This window comes from Micromonospora sp. NPDC048947, assembly GCF_040649495.1.
Taxonomy (GTDB): Bacteria; Actinomycetota; Actinomycetes; order Mycobacteriales; family Micromonosporaceae; genus Micromonospora; species Micromonospora alfalfae.
In genome coordinates this window covers 1-15,457 of the sequence record NZ_JBEZFO010000044.1, presented here as the reverse complement: position 1 = coordinate 15,457, position 15,457 = coordinate 1, and the positions used below count along the sequence as shown (strand labels likewise).

14 protein-coding genes are annotated in these 15,457 nt (G+C 72.3%); 3 read left to right on the top strand and 11 right to left on the bottom strand.

Features of this window, described 5'->3' with window-relative positions; all coding sequences use genetic code 11:
* Positions 1–143: 143 nt before the first annotated feature.
* From AB0B98_RS32780 to AB0B98_RS32770, 3 genes are all read right to left on the bottom strand, one after another.
* The gene (locus tag AB0B98_RS32780) at positions 144–536 is read right to left on the bottom strand and encodes an SCO5389 family protein (protein WP_357367700.1); all 393 of its coding nucleotides are present in this window, start codon (positions 534–536) and stop codon (positions 144–146) included.
* Positions 537–975: 439 nt separating this feature from the next.
* Positions 976–1,467 carry an SsrA-binding protein SmpB gene (gene smpB, locus AB0B98_RS32775; protein ID WP_357367698.1) on the bottom strand — a complete coding sequence of 164 codons (492 nt, stop codon included), beginning with the start codon at positions 1,465–1,467 and terminating at the stop codon, positions 976–978.
* Positions 1,468–1,510: 43 nt separating this feature from the next.
* Positions 1,511–3,748: a hypothetical protein gene (locus AB0B98_RS32770; protein WP_357367696.1), complete on the bottom strand. Its 2,238-nt coding sequence runs from the start codon at positions 3,746–3,748 to the stop codon at positions 1,511–1,513.
* Between the two features lie 151 nt (positions 3,749–3,899).
* Here AB0B98_RS32770 and AB0B98_RS32765 point away from each other — a divergent pair, with 151 nt between their 5' ends.
* Both AB0B98_RS32765 and AB0B98_RS32760 read left to right on the top strand, forming a co-directional pair.
* Complete coding sequence (locus tag AB0B98_RS32765; RefSeq protein ID WP_357367694.1) at positions 3,900–5,558, top strand: FAD-dependent oxidoreductase; 1,659 nt, start codon at positions 3,900–3,902, stop codon at positions 5,556–5,558.
* Positions 5,559–5,600: 42 nt separating this feature from the next.
* Positions 5,601–7,058 carry an ATP-binding protein gene (locus tag AB0B98_RS32760; RefSeq protein ID WP_357367692.1) on the top strand — a complete coding sequence of 486 codons (1,458 nt, stop codon included), beginning with the start codon at positions 5,601–5,603 and terminating at the stop codon, positions 7,056–7,058.
* 229 nt (positions 7,059–7,287) lie between these two features.
* Here AB0B98_RS32760 and AB0B98_RS32755 read toward each other — a convergent pair whose 3' ends face one another.
* From AB0B98_RS32755 to AB0B98_RS32730, 6 genes are all read right to left on the bottom strand, one after another.
* Positions 7,288–7,803 (bottom strand): NUDIX domain-containing protein, encoded by a 516-nt coding sequence (locus tag AB0B98_RS32755; RefSeq protein WP_238670591.1) that lies wholly within the window; start codon positions 7,801–7,803, stop codon positions 7,288–7,290.
* A gap of 188 nt (positions 7,804–7,991) precedes the next feature.
* The gene (locus tag AB0B98_RS32750) at positions 7,992–8,633 is read right to left on the bottom strand and encodes an SRPBCC family protein (protein WP_238670592.1); all 642 of its coding nucleotides are present in this window, start codon (positions 8,631–8,633) and stop codon (positions 7,992–7,994) included.
* Positions 8,633–8,998: a metalloregulator ArsR/SmtB family transcription factor gene (locus tag AB0B98_RS32745; protein WP_091398629.1), complete on the bottom strand. Its 366-nt coding sequence runs from the start codon at positions 8,996–8,998 to the stop codon at positions 8,633–8,635. The genes AB0B98_RS32750 and AB0B98_RS32745 overlap by 1 nt, the downstream gene beginning before the upstream one ends.
* 28 nt (positions 8,999–9,026) lie before the next feature.
* The gene (locus AB0B98_RS32740) at positions 9,027–11,117 is read right to left on the bottom strand and encodes a xanthine dehydrogenase family protein molybdopterin-binding subunit (protein WP_357367690.1); all 2,091 of its coding nucleotides are present in this window, start codon (positions 11,115–11,117) and stop codon (positions 9,027–9,029) included.
* Complete coding sequence (locus tag AB0B98_RS32735; RefSeq protein ID WP_308193539.1) at positions 11,114–12,097, bottom strand: xanthine dehydrogenase family protein subunit M; 984 nt, start codon at positions 12,095–12,097, stop codon at positions 11,114–11,116. The genes AB0B98_RS32740 and AB0B98_RS32735 overlap by 4 nt, the downstream gene beginning before the upstream one ends.
* Positions 12,094–12,591 carry a 2Fe-2S iron-sulfur cluster-binding protein gene (locus AB0B98_RS32730; protein ID WP_238670723.1) on the bottom strand — a complete coding sequence of 166 codons (498 nt, stop codon included), beginning with the start codon at positions 12,589–12,591 and terminating at the stop codon, positions 12,094–12,096. Before AB0B98_RS32730 ends, AB0B98_RS32735 begins: the two co-directional genes overlap by 4 nt.
* Positions 12,592–12,717: 126 nt before the next feature.
* On the opposite strand from AB0B98_RS32730, the gene AB0B98_RS32725 reads away from it, so the two are divergent.
* Positions 12,718–13,332 carry a nucleotidyltransferase family protein gene (locus AB0B98_RS32725; protein WP_357367688.1) on the top strand — a complete coding sequence of 205 codons (615 nt, stop codon included), beginning with the start codon at positions 12,718–12,720 and terminating at the stop codon, positions 13,330–13,332.
* On the opposite strand, the gene AB0B98_RS32720 is transcribed toward AB0B98_RS32725, so the two are convergent.
* Positions 13,277–13,945 carry a TMEM175 family protein gene (locus tag AB0B98_RS32720; RefSeq protein WP_357367686.1) on the bottom strand — a complete coding sequence of 223 codons (669 nt, stop codon included), beginning with the start codon at positions 13,943–13,945 and terminating at the stop codon, positions 13,277–13,279. The genes AB0B98_RS32725 and AB0B98_RS32720 overlap by 56 nt on opposite strands.
* A gap of 107 nt (positions 13,946–14,052) precedes the next feature.
* Positions 14,053–15,444 (bottom strand): GH1 family beta-glucosidase, encoded by a 1,392-nt coding sequence (locus tag AB0B98_RS32715; RefSeq protein ID WP_357367702.1) that lies wholly within the window; start codon positions 15,442–15,444, stop codon positions 14,053–14,055.
* Between the last annotated feature and the right edge of the window lie 13 nt (positions 15,445–15,457).

Here is a 15,457-nt window from a genome sequence, read left to right as displayed (position 1 = left end):
GCGGGGTGCGGGGTGCGGGGTGCGGGGCGCGGGGCGCGGGGCGCGGGCCGCAAGGCGGGTCGCGGGGCGGGGTGCGGTAAGGCGGGGTGCGGCGGCGCGGGCGTGTGGGGCGGGCGGGCTCGCGGGAGCCCGCCCGCCACGGGTCAGCAGTTGCGGAGTTCGGGGGACTGGTTGAGCAGTTGGCCACGGGTCGACACGAAGCGGCGGTAGCGCTCACTGTCGACGGCTGACGGGCGGAACGCGGCGACGCGGTGGCAGTTCTGGAAGGCCAGGCGTACGCCGAAGTGCCGTTCGAGACCGCCGCGGATCGCGTCGCTCGCCAGCGCGCGGAGCAGTTGGCCCCGGTCGGCGTCGGTGGGCGGCGGGACGACGTTGTCGGCCAGGTCGGCGTCGCTGGCTTCCAGTTCGGCGACGACCCGGCTGATGGTGGCCCAGGCGTACGGCAGTGAGTCACGGACGCAGGCGATGAACGCCTCGTCGTCGATGGGGCCGCGTTCGGCGGCGTCGAGCAGGGCGGGCGGGACAGTGAGCGACATGGTTCTCCTCCGCTTCAGCCAATGATTACCGTTTTCAACAACGGCGTCGACTGAGCAGACCACGTCTCTCGGACAACGTCAACGATGTCCCGGCGCGCCGCGCCGGCGACCTACACGCGAAGCACGTGCGAACGCGCCTGCGAAGCACCCGTGCGAAGCACCCGTGCGAAGCCGCCCACGGGAGCGCGCACGCGAAGCCACCCGCGACGGCGTGCACGCGAAGCCACCAGCGAGAGCGCCCGCGCGACCGAACGCGAAGGCGACCGCACGCGAAGGCGACCGCACGCGAAGGCGACCGCACGCGAAGGCGACCGCACGCGAAGGCGACCGCACGCGAAGGCGACCGCACGCAGCACGTGCGACGGCGTAACGAAGAGAACCCGCGAAGGGCACCGCGAATGCGCCCCCACGGAGAGCGCACGGACGACCCGTTACGACCTCAGGGCCGACGGGGGTGGCCCTTGAGGTGCCGGCCCAGCTCGCGGGCGATTTCCCGGTTGGCGTCGCGCTCGGCCAGGGTCTGCCGCTTGTCGTAGGAGCGCTTGCCCTTGGCGATGGCCAGTTCGACCTTGGCGTAGCCGTTCTCGAAGTACATCGACAGCGGAACGAGGGTCACCCCGCCCTCGCGGACCTTGTCCAGGATGCGGTCGATCTCGGCACGGTGCAGCAGCAGTTTGCGGTTGCGGCGCGGGGCGTGGTTGGTCCACGTGCCGTAGGTGTATTCGGCGATGTGCAGGCCGTACAACACGATCTCGCCGTCGCGCTCGTGCGCGAACGCGTCCACCAGCGAGGCCCGCCCCTCGCGCAGCGACTTCACCTCGGTGCCGACCAGCACGATGCCCGCCTCGTACGTGCGCAGCACCGTGTACTCGTGCCGGGCCTTCTTGTTCGAGGCGATCAACCGGCGGGCGGGTGGCTTGGACGGAGTCACCAGGCGACGATATCCGGCTGCCGGGGCAGTCGTACCGGCCGGCTCAGTCGCGTGCCGGGTGCGCGGGGCGTAGTCGTGCGGTGAGTTCCCGTACCGCGTCCGTGAACGCCTCCTGAGACTCGCACGGCCAGTGTCCGAGGATCGGTGGGGGAACGCTGTCGCTGGGTGCCGGCACGACGTCCTGCGGGTCGGTCAACCGCCGGTCCACGCTTGCCGGCGGACCGGTCAGCGTCTCGGCCTCCCCGGGGCGGTGGGAGGCGAAGATCCAGCCGCCGATCGGGTCGGTGTCCCGCCACAGGTTGATCCAGCGCCAGCCGATTCGTTCGCCGATCTCCCGCAGCGCCGGCTCGTCGGCGTAGGCCGGGAAGAGCCGGGAGTACAGCCGGCCCAGCGGTGACCCGTAGGTCAGCAGGGCTACCCGCTCGGTGATCCGGGTGGGCAGTTGCAGAACCGTGGCGGCGAGCAGCACCGAGCCGTGGCTGTGCCCGGCCAGCAGCACACAGTGCCCCTGTTCCACCAGGTAGGTGATCCGCTTGGCCAACTCCGGCACGGCTCGTTCGGCGTAGCAGGGCGGCGCGAACGGGTGCGCCGCCCGGGGCCAGAAGGTGCCCAGATCCCAGAGCACGCCCACGTACCGACGGAACTGCGCCGTCCGGTACGCGAAGATGCCGCCCACGACCAGGCCGAGCAGGATCGCGGCGATCACGTAGCTACCGGAACCGATCAGGAAGTTGACCATGCCCTCCGGCACACCGACGTAGCGCTGCGCCACGTCGCCGGGTAGGAGTTGGAGCAGGCCGAGCACGCTGGTGGCCAGGCCGAGCGCCGCCAGGCCGGCGTACACCACGGAGAGCGGTTCCAACCGTTCGGTGAAGCGGGCCCGGGCCACCGCCTGCTCGACCCGCCGCAGCCGCGCTGCTGCGCTCGGCGGCGCGTCCGGGAAGTCGGCGGCGACGATCGCCTGGGCGGCCCGCCGCCGCCCGCGCCGGGTCATCCTGGTGACCACGCCGGCCACCAGCAGCGCGGTCACCACGGCCAGGAAAAACCCGAAGATCGCCCATTTGTACGCCAGCGGAGGGCTGGTTTCCAGGCCGTCCGCTGTCGTACCCTCGCGGTCGAGCAGGTCCGACACCCGGTAGACCAGCTCGGCCGAGAACGCCACAGCGAGCCCGGCCGAGATCGTCATGAAGACCGGCGCTCCCAGCGCGCGTATGGGTGACCGGCTCTGCCCGCCGCCCCGCCGCAAGATCACCAGCGTGGCGAGCGCGACCACCAGCACCGTCTGGCTGACGAACAGCCAGGCCACGATCGCGCTGTAACCGGGCAGCGCACCGCCCTGCGGCCACGGTGCCGGGCTGATGACCACGTGCACGATCACCAACATCGTCAGGCCGCAGGCGATGGTGCGCAGCCCGCGGAAGACGCCGTCCACCCGGGGTGACGGATCGGTGCGGTCGATGCTCGGCACCACGGTGACCAGCACCAGGCAGGCCAGCAGCACCGCCGCGGTGGCGGTCAGCAGGATCACCATCACCCACGAGCGGTGCTGGCTGGCCCGCGCGGCGAGCAGGCTGCCGCTCAGCGTGCCGAAGGCCGCCGCGACGTGGACCGAGCGCAGCCGACCCACCAGCGGCTCGCCGTCCCACTGGCCGACGGCGCTCAACCGGTGTTTCGACGCCCGGCTCGACGGCGTCCGGAACGCGTCGAACGAATGGCTCGGGCGAGCGCCCAGCCACCAGACGAGCCCGATGGCGGCGACCGGTACCAGCGCCAGCACACCCAGGCGCAGCCCGGTGGGGCGTCCGCCGAGCCAGGACAGCCAGCTCCGGCCGGCCAGGCACGACGGGGTGTCCATGCAGCGCCACGCGACCAGGTCCAGCGCCACCCCGACGATGGAGAGCACGTAGAGCGCGGTGAGGGTGAGGGCGAGCACCCGGCACAGCGCCATGAAGCCGCGCGTCGAGACGGTGTTCGCCGGGCGCATCCAGAGCGCCACGTTGCAGAGCATGAACGGCAGCAGGAAGACCAGTGACAGCGTCCGCACGGCCGTGCCGGACGGCAGGTCACTCCAGCGGTACGCCTCCAGCGTCACCCCGTCCGTCCCGGTGGAGTCCGGATAGCCGGGTCGCGGTCGGTAGAAACCTCCGCTGCGGTCCCCGGCGACCTGGTGCACGTACGGCCGGTCCAACACCTGGTCCGCGCCCGCGCCGGAGACACCGTGCACCCGTAGCTCCACGATCCCGCCCGACGTCGTCGGTCCGGTCGGTGTCGCGTCCGCCATGGGCCCCCCGAGGTGTGCGCGGCAACCGGGCGGGTCGTCGATGTCCGGCCACCCGCGCGGCTCCCCGGCTTACCCGTCTGCGGGGCGGTCAACCGTGGGCCGGGCCTCGGCGATGGTGCGGTCGACCCTCGACAGGTGATTTCATGGCGCCATGGCGAACCCGGTGATCCTGACCGTCGACGACGACCCCGTGGTGTCCCGGGCGGTGGCCCGGGACATCCGGCGCCGGTACGGCGACCGCTACCGGGTGTTGCGGGCGTCCTCCGGCCCGGAGGCGCTGGACGCGCTGCGCGAGGTCAAACTGCGCGGCGAACAGGTGGCGCTGCTGCTGGCCGACCACCGGATGCCGGAGATGACCGGCGTCGAGTTCCTGGAAGCGGCAATGGACATCTTCCCGGCGGCCCGCCGGGTGCTGCTCACCGCGTACGCGGACACCGACGCCGCGATCGAGGCCATCAACGTGGTCGACCTGGACCACTACCTGCTCAAGCCGTGGCACCCGCCGGAGGAGAAGCTGTACCCGGTGGTCGACGGGCTGCTGGAGGCGTGGGCGGTCACCCCGGACGCGGCCAGCGCGGAGATCCGGGTCGTCGGGCACCGCTGGTCGGCCCCGTCGTTCAAGGTCCGCGACTTCCTGGCCCGCAACCTGGTGCCGTACCGGTGGCTGTTGTCCGACGACCCGGAGGGGGTCCGGTTGCTCGACGCGGCCGGGGCGACCGAGGCGGACGTACCCCTGGTGGTGACGCCGGAGGGCAAGGCGTTGGTCGCCCCGAGCGAGGCCGAGTTGGCCGCGCTGGCCGGGTTGACTGTGGTGCCGGCGTGTGACTTCTACGACCTGGTGGTGATCGGCGGCGGCCCCGCCGGTCTCGGTTCGGCGGTGTACGGCGCGTCGGAAGGGCTGCGCACCGTGCTCGTGGAGCGACGGGCGACCGGCGGTCAGGCCGGGCAGAGCAGCCGCATCGAGAACTACCTGGGCTTCCCGGACGGCGTCTCCGGCGCGCAGTTGACCGATCGGGCTCGGCGGCAGGCGGTCAAGTTCGGTGCCGAGCTGCTCAGCGCCCGGGAGGTGGTCGGTCTCAGCGAGGCCGGCGGTGCCCGTCTGCTGCGCTTCGGCGACGGCACCGAGATCGCCGCGCACACCGTGGTGCTGGCCACCGGCGTGTCGTACCGGGTGCTCGACGCACCTGGGCTGGCCGACTTCACCGGGCGGGGGGTGTTCTACGGCGCCGCGGCCACCGAAGCGCCGAGCTGCGTCGAGCAGGACGTCTACATCGTCGGCGGTGCCAACTCCGCCGGCCAGGCGGCGGTCCACTTCTCCCGGTACGCGTCGAGGGTGCACCTGCTCATCCGTGGTGCGGACCTGACCGCCTCGATGTCGCGTTACCTGATCGACCAGCTGGAACGGATCGACAAGATTATCGTGCACCCGCACACCGCCGTGGTCGGCGGGGCGGGGGACGACCATCTGGAACGGCTCACAGTGTGCGACACCCGCACCGGGGAGGCCCGCTCGGTCGACACCTCCTGGCTGTTCATCTTCATCGGCGCGGAGCCCCGCACCGACTGGCTGGACGGGGTGCTGGTCCGTGACGACCGTGGTTTCATCGTGACCGGTCCGGATCTGCTCGCCGGGGGGCGGCGGCCGGCCGGCTGGTCGCTGTCGCGCGACCCGTACCACCTGGAAACCAGCGTGCCGGGCGTGTTCGCCGCCGGGGACGTGCGGGCCGAGTCGGTCAAACGGGTCGCCTCGGCCGTTGGCGAGGGTGCGATGGCGGTGTCGCTGGTGCACCGCTACCTGGAGGCCCAATGAGCCGGTGTTGCGAGCCCCGCAGTCGCGAGCGAAGGAGTCCCTGTGCCCACCGAGTCTGACCGGCTGACACCGGCGCAGTTGCGCACGCTGTTCCTGTTCGAGGCGCTCGACGACGGGCAGCTCGACTGGCTGGCCGAGCACGGCCGGGTCGAGCAGCGCGCCGGCGGCACCCTCGTGTACGGCGAGGGTGAGCCCGCCACCTGCTTCTTCGTGCTGGTGCGCGGGGCGGTGGCGTTGAGTCGCCTGGTGCGCGGCGACGACGTCGAGGTCAGCCGAACCGACCAGCGCGGGGTGTACGGCGGGGCCACTCAGGCGTACCTGGGCGACCAGGTCGAGCAGATCTACCGCAACAGCCTGCGGGCGGTGACCGACGCGGAGTTCTTCGTGCTGCCGGCGGAGGACATGGCGTACGCCCTGCGGTCCTGGTTCCCGATGCCCATGCACCTGTTGGAAGGGTTGTTCTTCGGGATGCGGGACAGCCAGGCCATCGTCGGTGAGCGGGAGCGGTTGCTGGCGCTCGGTTCGCTCTCGGCGGGGCTGACCCACGAGCTGAACAACCCGGCCGCGGCGGCGGTGCGGGCCACGTCGGTGTTGCGGGACCGGGTCGCCGGGATGCGGCACAAGCTCGCCATGATCGCCGACGGACGGCTCGACGGAAGCGCCCTACACGGCCTGGTCGCCCTGCAGGAGGAGGCGGTCGCCCGGGTGGCCACCGCGCCGAAGTTGACCCCGATGGCCACCGCCGACGCCGAGGACACCCTCACCGACTGGCTGGAGGAGCACGGGGTCGACGGGGCCTGGGACCTGGCGCCGATCCTGGTCGGCGGCGGGCTCGACGCAGCCTGGCTGGCGCAGGTGAAGGCCGCGGTCGGCGCCGCGGACCTGGAAGCGGCGGTGCGGTGGCTCACCTACACCGTCGACACCGAGCTGCTGATGCGCGAGATCGGCGACGCGGTCACCCGGATCTCCGGGCTCGTGGACGCCGCCAAGCAGTACTCCCAGCTGGACCGCGCGCCGCACCGGGTGGTGGACGTGCACGACCTGCTCGACGCCACGCTGGTGATGTTCAAGGGCAAGATCCCCGCCGAGGTCAAGCTGGTCCGCGAGTACGACCGGGACCTACCACCCGTCCCGGCGTACGCGGCCGAGCTGAACCAGGTGTGGACCAACCTGATCGACAACGCGTTGGGCGCGATGGGGGAGAAGGGTGTGCTGACCGTCCGCACCGGACGCATCGGCGACCAACTGGCGGTGGAGATAGTCGACACCGGGCCGGGCATTCCGCCGCAGGTGCGCCCGCGCATCTTCGAGCCCTTCTTCACCACCAAGCCGGTCGGCGCCGGCACCGGTCTGGGGCTGGACATCTCGTACCGGATCGTGGTGCACAAACACCACGGCGACATCAGGGTGGAGACCGAACCGGGACGCACCATCTTCCGGGTCCTGCTGCCGATCACCGAGGGCGCACCGGACGCGCCCCACGACCCGCCGACCACCTAGCGGCAGCACGCGGTCCCGGGCACGATCAGGCGGCGCCCAGATCAAGCAAGTCCCCTCGCCCCGCGCCGCGCCGCGCCGCAAGATCGTGCTCGATCCTGGATGTAGTGGCCTCGGCGGTCGTTGATGCCACTACAACAAGGATCGAGCACGATCTTGCGCGCGCTGGGGCAGCGGGTTCGGGCGAGGCGGTGAGGCGCGCGGAGGCCGGTCGGTCAGGGGAGGCGGTGGGTCAGGCGGGCCGCGCTGAGGTGAGGAAGTCGGCGAGGACGCGCGTGTGGGTGTCGAACGCCAGCTCGACCGGGTCGGTGAGCACCAACCACTCGGTCGCCTCCTCGGTCGGGGCCGACGGTGGCAGGTCCTCGGCCGCCCGCTCGGGCAGCACCCCGAAGACCATCATCGTGCCGCCCGCCGGTGCGCCGTGCACCGCGAACAGGCGGGCGTCCTCGGCCGCCGCGATCAGGCCGGTCTCCTCCCGCAGCTCCCGCACGAGTGCGTCGGACCACTCCTCGCCGTACTCGATGAAGCCGCCCGGCAGCGCGAGCAGGCCGCGGGCCGGTTCGATGTCGCGGCGGACCACCACCACACCCAGGCCCTCGGCCGTGCGGACCGGCAGCACCGCGACCGCCACCGGCAGCGGGTTGCGCCAGACGGTCTCGCCGCAGACCGCGCAGACTCGCGGCCATCCGGCGGCCGGCGGGTAGGCGGCGCCGCAGTAGGAACAGTGCGAGTACGGCGTGCCGGTCATGCCGCAGCACGTTACTCCGATCCCCGCCCAGCCTGCCGCGCCGCCGCTTCGTCCCACGCTGAGACCGCCGCGCCGCCGCTTCGTCCCGCGCTGAGCCTGCCGCGCCGCCGCTTCGTCCCGCGCTGAGCCTGCCGCGCCGCCGCTTCGTCCCGCGCTGAGCCTGCCGCGCCGCCGCTTCGTCGCGGCGCTCAGGCTGCCGGGTCGCCCGTGTAGAAGGCGGTGGTGCGTTCGGCTGCGGCCTTCGCCTCGTCGGCGTCGGTGCCGGCGGCGATGCTCGCTTCGCACCACAGTTGGCTGCTCAGCTCCATGGCCCGTCGTCCCTCGGCGGAGGCGGTCCATTCGGCGCCCTGTTCCGGGGTGATCCCGCTGCCGTCGCCGGCCAGGTGTGAGGCGAGGCCGAGCAGCCCGAGGTCCCAGCCGACACCGACCGCGCCCGGCCCGAACTGGGCCCACCGATCCTGGTCGACGTGCGCGATGTGGTCCAGGTCGAGGCGGGCCCGCTCGTCGCCGACCGGGGTGACCCGCACCTCGATCCAGCTCACCTCGCCGCCCATCTCCCAGGTGGCGGTGAAGCGGTGCGGCGGTTCGCAGCTCTCGACGGTGCCGTGGGCGTTGCCCTGGAGTTGGTAGGTGCCGCCCAGCCGCAGGTCGCCGGAGATCGGCAGGAACCAGCGCGGGATGCGCTCGGCGCTGGTGCAGGCGTCCCACAGGTCCTCGGCCGTCGCCTGGTAGGTCTGGCTGATGGTGGTGACCCGCGCCTCACCAGCTTCCAGGGTGCGGCTGCCGACCTGCCGCTGGACGGCGTTGATCTGCTCGGTGGCGTCGAACATCAGGTGTTCCTCTCGTCGGGTGGGTCGGCCGGGCCGCGCAGCCGACGTTCGCGTCGGCCCCGGGCCAGCTCGGTGGCGAGTGCCGCCAGGGGTGGGGTCCAGAACCGGCGGAAGTGCTCCAGCCAGCCGTCGACCTCGCGCAGTGGGCGTGGGTCGACCGCGTAGAGCCGCCGGGTGCCCTCCGGCCGCACTGTGGCGAAGCCGTTGTCGCGCAACACCTTGAGGTGCTGGGACACGGCGGGCTGGGAGATGCCGAACTCCTCGCGGATGACCGCGCTGACCGCGCCGGCGGTCTGCTCGCCACCGGCGAGCAGTTCCAGGATGCGGCGCCGGACCGGATCGCCCAGCACGTCGAAGGCGTGCACGACGACAGTTGTATCACTGACGGCTTATTTAAGCCAAGTCTGATAGTCCGATGAGCTTGTCCAGCCGGATCGGCAGCTCCCGGACCCGTACTCCGGTCGCGTGGTGCACCGCGTTGGCGACCGCCGCCGCGGCGCCGACGATGCCGATCTCGCCGATGCCCTTCACCCCGGCCGGGTTCAGCTCGTCGTCGCGCTCGTCCAACCAGTACGCCTCGATGGACTCCACGTCCGCGCAGCCGGTGATGTGGTACGTGGCCAGGTCGTGGTTGACCCAGTCGCCGTACCGCTCGTCGAGCAGGCCCTCCTCGTGCAAAGCCATCGACAGCCCCATCGTCATGCCGCCGATGAGCTGACTGCGCGCCGTCGTCGGGTTCACCACCCGCCCCGCCGCGAACACCCCGAGCATCCGGTTCAGCCGTACCTCGCCGGTGTCCGCGTCGACCCGCACCTCGACGAACTGCGCCCCGTACGCGTAGCGGGGCAGCGTCGGCTGCCCGCCCACCTCCTCGGTGGTGTCCGCCTCGGCGGTCACCTCGCCGGTCGGCGGCCCGCCGTCGCGCAGCTTCTCGCGCAGCGCCTGCGCGGCGCGTATCACCGCCCAACTCCAGCTGGAGGTCCCCATCGAGCCCCCGGCCACCGGCGCGGTCGGCAGGGCGCTGTCGCCGACGCGGATCTCCACCCGCTCCGGTGGCGCCCCGAGCGCGTCGGCGGCCACCTGCCACATCGCCGTCCGCGCGCCGGTGCCGATGTCGGTGGCGTTGACCTGAACCAGGAAGCTGCCGTCGGGCCGGGCGGTGGCCGTCGCCGAGGACGGCCGGGACCGGGCCGGGTAGCTCGACCCGGCCACCCCCGTGCCGATCAGCCAACGCCCGTCGCGCCGGGACCGGGGCGACGGATCACGGCCGGCCCAACCGAACCGTTGTGCGCCCTCGCGCAGGCACGCCACCAGGTTGCGGCTGGTGAACGCCCGACCCTGGTCGGGGTCGACATCGGTGTCGTTGCGGATGCGCAACTCCACCGGGTCGATGCCGGCGGCGACGGCCAACTCGTCCATCGCCGACTCCAGGGCGTACGCGCCGGGGCACTCGCCAGGGGCGCGCATCCAGAACGGCGTGGGCACGTCGAGGCGGACCAGCCGGTGCGTGGTGCGGCGGTGCGGCGCGGCGTACATGCTGCGGGTGTAGACGGCGGTCTGCTCGGCGAACTCCTGGATGGTCGAGGTCTGGCTGATCGCGTCGTGGCAGATGGCGGTGAGCCGACCGTCGGTGTCGGCGGCGAGGCGGACCCGCTGGATGGTGGGGGTGCGGTAACCGATCGGCCCGAACAGTTGCTGGCGGGTCAGCGCCAACTTCACCGGGCGGTCCACGTGTCGGGCGGCGAGGGCGGCCAACACCACGGCGGCCTTGGCATACCCCTTGCTGCCGAAGCCGCCGCCGACGTGCTGCGCGACGACCCGGACCGACTCCGCAGGCAGCGCGAACAGCTCGGCCAACGTGGCCTGCACCGACGAGGCGCCCTGGTTGGAGTCGTGCACCAGCAGCCGTCCGTCGCGCCACTGCGCCGTCGTGGCGTGCGGCTCCATCGGGTTGTTGTGGTACGCCGGAGTGCGGTACGTGGCGTCGACCCGCACCGGGGCGGCCGCGTACCCGGCGTCGAAGTCGCCCTCGGCGGTGTCCGTCGGATAGCTGGGGTTGACGTGGTCCGGCTTGTACAGGCCGGGGTGGTCGTCGGTGAGCACTGTGCTGTGCGGGCCGGTGTCGTAGTCGATGTGGACCAGCCGGGCGCCCTCGCGGGCCGCCTCCAGACTGGTGGCCACCACGACGGCGACGTACTGCCCCCGGTAGTGCACCGCGGGCTCCTGCAGCAGCCACAGCTCCGTCTGCGGGCCGGGTGTCAGCCGTGGCGCGTTGCCGTGGTGCAGCACCGCCAGCACACCGGGCGACGCCAGCGCCTGCGCCGTGTCGACGCGGGTGATCCGGCCCCGCACCACCGCCGACGGCACCGCCCAGCCGTAGCTGACCCCGTCCACCGGGTACTCCACCGCGTACCGGGCCGTGCCGGTGACCTTCGCCGGGCCCTCCAACCGGGGGTACGCCCGTCCGACCGCCCCGGCGCTCATGACGACGCCAGTTCGGTGAGCGCGCGCACGGTGATGGCCCGGGTCAGTGGCAGCTTGAAGCCGTTGTGCCGTAGCGGGCGCGCCTCGGCCAGCTCCGCGTCGGCGGCCCGTGCCGCCAACTCGGGGCTGAACGGACGACCGCGCAGCGCCTCCTCGGCCCGGTACGCCCGCCACGGTCGGTGTGCCACCGCCCCGTACGCCAGCCGCACGTCGCGAACCACGTCCCCGTCGAGGTCCAGCACCGCGGCCACCGAGCCGGCGGCGAAGGCGAACGAGGCGCGGTCGCGCACCTTGAGGTACGTCGAGCGGCGCGCGGCCGGTAGGGGCGGCAGCCGGACGGCGGTGATCAGCGCGCCCCGGGCCACTGTGGTCTCCCGTTCCGGGTGGGTGCCGGGGGAGCGATAGAACTCGGCGATCGGGATGTCACGGGGGCCGTCGGCCTCGTGCACCTCCACCACTGTGTCGAGGGCGGCCAGCGCGACGGCCAGGTCGGACGGGTGGGTGGCGACGCACTGCTCGGACCAGTCCAGCACCGCCAGGTCGCGGTTCTGGCCGTGCAGAGCGGCGCAACCGCTGCCCGGCTCTCGTTTGTTGCACGCCTTGCCGGTGTCCTGGAAGTAGACGCAGCGGGTGCGCTGCAACAGGTTGCCGCCGGTGGTGGCCATGTTGCGCAGCTGTCCGGAGGCGGCGGCGAGCAGGGCGCGGGCCAGCACCGGGTAGGCGCGGCGCACCACCGGGTGGGCAGCGAGGTCGCTGTTGCGGACTGTCGCGCCGATCCGCAGACCACCGTCGGGCAGCTCCTCGACGGTGTCGAGTGGAAGCCGGGTCACGTCCACCAGCACGTCGGGGCGTTGCACCCCGAGCTTCATGAGGTCCACCAGGTTGGTGCCGCCGCCCAGGTAGGCGGCCTGCGGTTCGGCCGCCAGCACGGCGACCGCCTCGGCCACGTTGGCGGGCCGGTGGTAGCGGAACGCCTTCACGAGGACGCCGCCGTCTCACGTACGGCCGCGACGATGTGTGGGTACGCGGCGCAGCGGCACAGGTTGCCGGCCATCCGCTCGCGGATCTCCGCGTCGGTCAGCTCGGCTGACGTGTTCAGGTCGTCGGTGACAGCGCTGGGCCAACCTTGGGAGACCTCGTCGAGCATGCCGCGGGCGGAGCAGAGCTGCCCGGGGGTGCAGTAGCCGCACTGGAACGCGTCGTGTGCGATGAAGGCGGCCTGCAACGGGGACAGCTCGTCCGGCCCGGCCAGCCCTTCGACTGTCACCACCGACCGGCCGTCGACGGTGACGGCGAAGATCAGGCAGCTCTTCACCCGGCGGCCGTCGAGCAGCACCGTGCAGGAGCCGCACTGGCCGTGGTCGCAGCCCTTCTTCGCCCCGGTCAGGTCGAGGTGCTCGCGCAGCGCGTCGAGCACCGTGGTGCGGTTGTCCAGGGTCACCTCGCGGGACGCGCCGTTGACCTCGAACGTCACCCGGGACGAGTGGCGTTCGTCGATCGTCGTCGTGTTCTCCGGTCCGCCCTGCACCGGCCCAGACTAGCTTTGTCGGTATATCTCAGGGCGAATAACGCAAAGCCCCTCGTACGGGAGGTGACGACGGTGACTGCCGGACTGCTGCTCGCCGCCGGCGCCGGGCGGCGCTACGGCCGGCCGAAGGCGCTGGTCGAGCTGGACGGCGAGCCGCTGGTGCGGCGTGCGATCCGGCTGCTCACCGACGGCGGCTGCGCACCGGTGCACGTGGTGCTCGGCGCGGGCGCCGACGAGATGCCCGACCTGCCCGGCGCGGTGTCGGTCCGGCACGATCGCTGGTCGGACGGGCTGGGCTCGTCGCTGCTGCGCGGCCTGGCCTCACTGCCCGCCGACGTGTCCGCCACTGTCGTGGTCCTCGTCGACCAGCCGCTGCTCAGCCCGGTAGCGGTGCGCCGGGTGCGCGCGGCGTACACCGGTGCGGCGGTCGTCGTGGTCGCCACCTACGCCGGTCGGCCCGGGCACCCGATCCTGCTGGGTCGACAGACCTGGCCGCTGCTGAACCGGTACGCCGTGGGCGACCGGGGTGCCCGTGACCTGCTGCGCGAGCGGCCGGACCTGGTGGTCGAGGTGCCCTGCGACGACGTCGGCACACCCGTCGACGTGGACACCCCGGCCGATCTGCGCGCGGTCACCGACGCGTCAGCCACCGAGGCAGCCCCTCGCTGGTCACCGCGTGATAGCTGATCATGACGATCACACCGATCAGGCCCAGCAGCGGGTTGACGAACCAGCCGAGCAGACCGCTGAGCCCGTACAGGACGAGGCCGGTGACCGGTCGCAGCCGCTGCGCCCGCACGTACCCGGGGCTGACCCGACGCTCCAGCAGCGCTGGGTGTCGGTGCAGGTAGCCGAAGAACACCAGCCAGGGCGCCGACATCAACGCCGCGGAGAGCGCGTACAGGGCGACCGCCGCGCGCTGGTCGTCGATGTCGCCCCGGGTGAACGCGGAGGCCAGCACCGCGGTGGGGAAGGGAATGATCACCGCGCCGAAGAGCACGCCGAGGTTGATCCAGCTCAGCGTGAGGGTGGTCCGGCGGATCAGGCGCAGCAGCGCATGGTGGTTGAGCCAGAGCACCCCGATATAGACGAAGGACACCACGAAGGCGAGGTACGAGGGGCCCTCGTCGAGCAGATCGGTCAGCAGCTCACCCTCGTGGTACTCGGGCACCCGCAGGTCGATGACGAGCAGCGTGATGACGATGGCGAAGACGCCGTCGCTGAACGCCGCCATCCGCTCGGTGCCGGAGACCCGCCCGGTGGGCTCGGGCTGCTCGATCTCGTCAGGCGCTGCGGACATTGCCGCAGGCTAGCCACTCGGCGCGGCGGCCGGTGGCGGTTTCACCCGACCGGGACACGAACGGCCGCCCAGGGTCACCCCCGGGCGGCCGTCGCGCTGCCCGCCGGTCAGGCCACCGGCGTCGCGGTGCCCGCCGCCCGGGCGAGCCGCTGGTGGGCGCGGATCACCTCGGCGTAGCGCAGACCGCTCGCCTTCACCGTCCGACGCTGGGTGGCGTAGTCGACGTGCACCAGCCCGAAGCGCTTGTCGTAGCCGTACGCCCACTCGAAGTTGTCCAGCAGCGACCAGACGAAGTAGCCGTCCAGGGGGACCCCTCGGGCCACCGCCGAGGCGCACGCGGCCAGGTGCTGCTCCAGGTGGTCGGTGCGTTCCTTGTCTTCCACAGTGCCGTCGGCGGTGACCTCGTCCGGCCACGCCGAGCCGCTCTCGGTGACGATGATCCGGCCCGGCCGGTACTCCTCGTGCACGTCGACGAGCAGCCGCTCCAGGCCCGCCGGGTACATCTCCCAGCCCATCGCGGTCTCCACCGAGCCGGGCACCGGCACCTGCCGGGCGTACGGCGCCGCGCCGGTCGGGTCGTCGACCACCAACTGCCGGAAGTAGTAGTTCACCCCGAGGAAGTCCGTCGGCGTGGCGATCGTCGCCAGGTCGTCCCCGCGTACCGGCGGCTCGACCCCGTAGGTGGCGATCATGTCGGCGGGGTAGCCGCGCCCGTGGATCGGGTCCAGCCACCACCTGTTGACGTGCCCGTCGGCGCGCCGGGCCGCCGCGACGTCCTCGGGTCGGTCGGTCGCCGCCTCGATCGGGCTGAGGTTGAGCACCAGCCCCACCGAGGCCGGCCGGGCGGCGTTGGCGCGGATCGCCTGGGTGGCCAGGCCGTGCCCGAGCAGCACGTGGTGCGAGGTGTGCACCGCGCGGGTCAGGTCCCGCTCGCCGGGGGCCATGTTCCCCTCCAGGTGCCCGATCCAGGACACGCAGAGCGGCTCGTTGACTGTGCACCAGTCGGCGACCCGGTCACCGAGCCGGCCGGCGACCACCGCCGCGTAGTCGGCGAACGCCTCGGCGGTGGCGCGCTCCGGCCAACCGCCCCGGTCCTGCAGCACCTGCGGCAGGTCCCAGTGGTAGAGCGTGACGAATGGCCGGATCCCGTCGGCGAGCAACGTGTCGACGAGCCGATCGTAGAAGTCCAGCCCGGCGGTGTTGACCCGCCCGACGCCGTCGGGCATGACCCGAGGCCAGGCCACCGAGAAACGGTACGCGTCCACGCCGAGGCGGCGCAGCAGCGCCAGGTCCTCCGGCCACCGGTGGTAGTGGTCGCACGCCACCGCGCCGGTGTCGCCGTTGTCGACCTTGCCGGGAGTCGCCGAGAAGGTGTCCCAGATGGACGGCGACCGGCCGTCGACGTCGACGGCCCCCTCGATCTGGTACGCCGCCGTGGCGACACCCCAGAGGAAGTCGGGTGGAAGAATAGACAGGTCGGGGCAAGGTACGTTGAACACGTGGGTTGGATGA

Excerpts from the sequence above, each read along its gene's own strand:
- AB0B98_RS32780 (WP_357367700.1), bottom strand. The coding sequence starts at position 536 with ATGTCGCTCACTGTCCCGCCCGCCCTGCTCGACGCCGCCGAACGCGGC.
- AB0B98_RS32770 (WP_357367696.1), bottom strand. The coding sequence starts at position 3,748 with ATGGCGGACGCGACACCGACCGGACCGACGACGTCGGGCGGGATCGTG.
- AB0B98_RS32765 (WP_357367694.1), top strand. The coding sequence starts at position 3,900 with ATGGCGAACCCGGTGATCCTGACCGTCGACGACGACCCCGTGGTGTCC.
- AB0B98_RS32755 (WP_238670591.1), bottom strand. The coding sequence starts at position 7,803 with ATGACCGGCACGCCGTACTCGCACTGTTCCTACTGCGGCGCCGCCTAC.
- AB0B98_RS32750 (WP_238670592.1), bottom strand. The coding sequence starts at position 8,633 with ATGTTCGACGCCACCGAGCAGATCAACGCCGTCCAGCGGCAGGTCGGC.
- AB0B98_RS32740 (WP_357367690.1), bottom strand. The coding sequence starts at position 11,117 with ATGAGCGCCGGGGCGGTCGGACGGGCGTACCCCCGGTTGGAGGGCCCG.
- AB0B98_RS32720 (WP_357367686.1), bottom strand. The coding sequence starts at position 13,945 with ATGTCCGCAGCGCCTGACGAGATCGAGCAGCCCGAGCCCACCGGGCGG.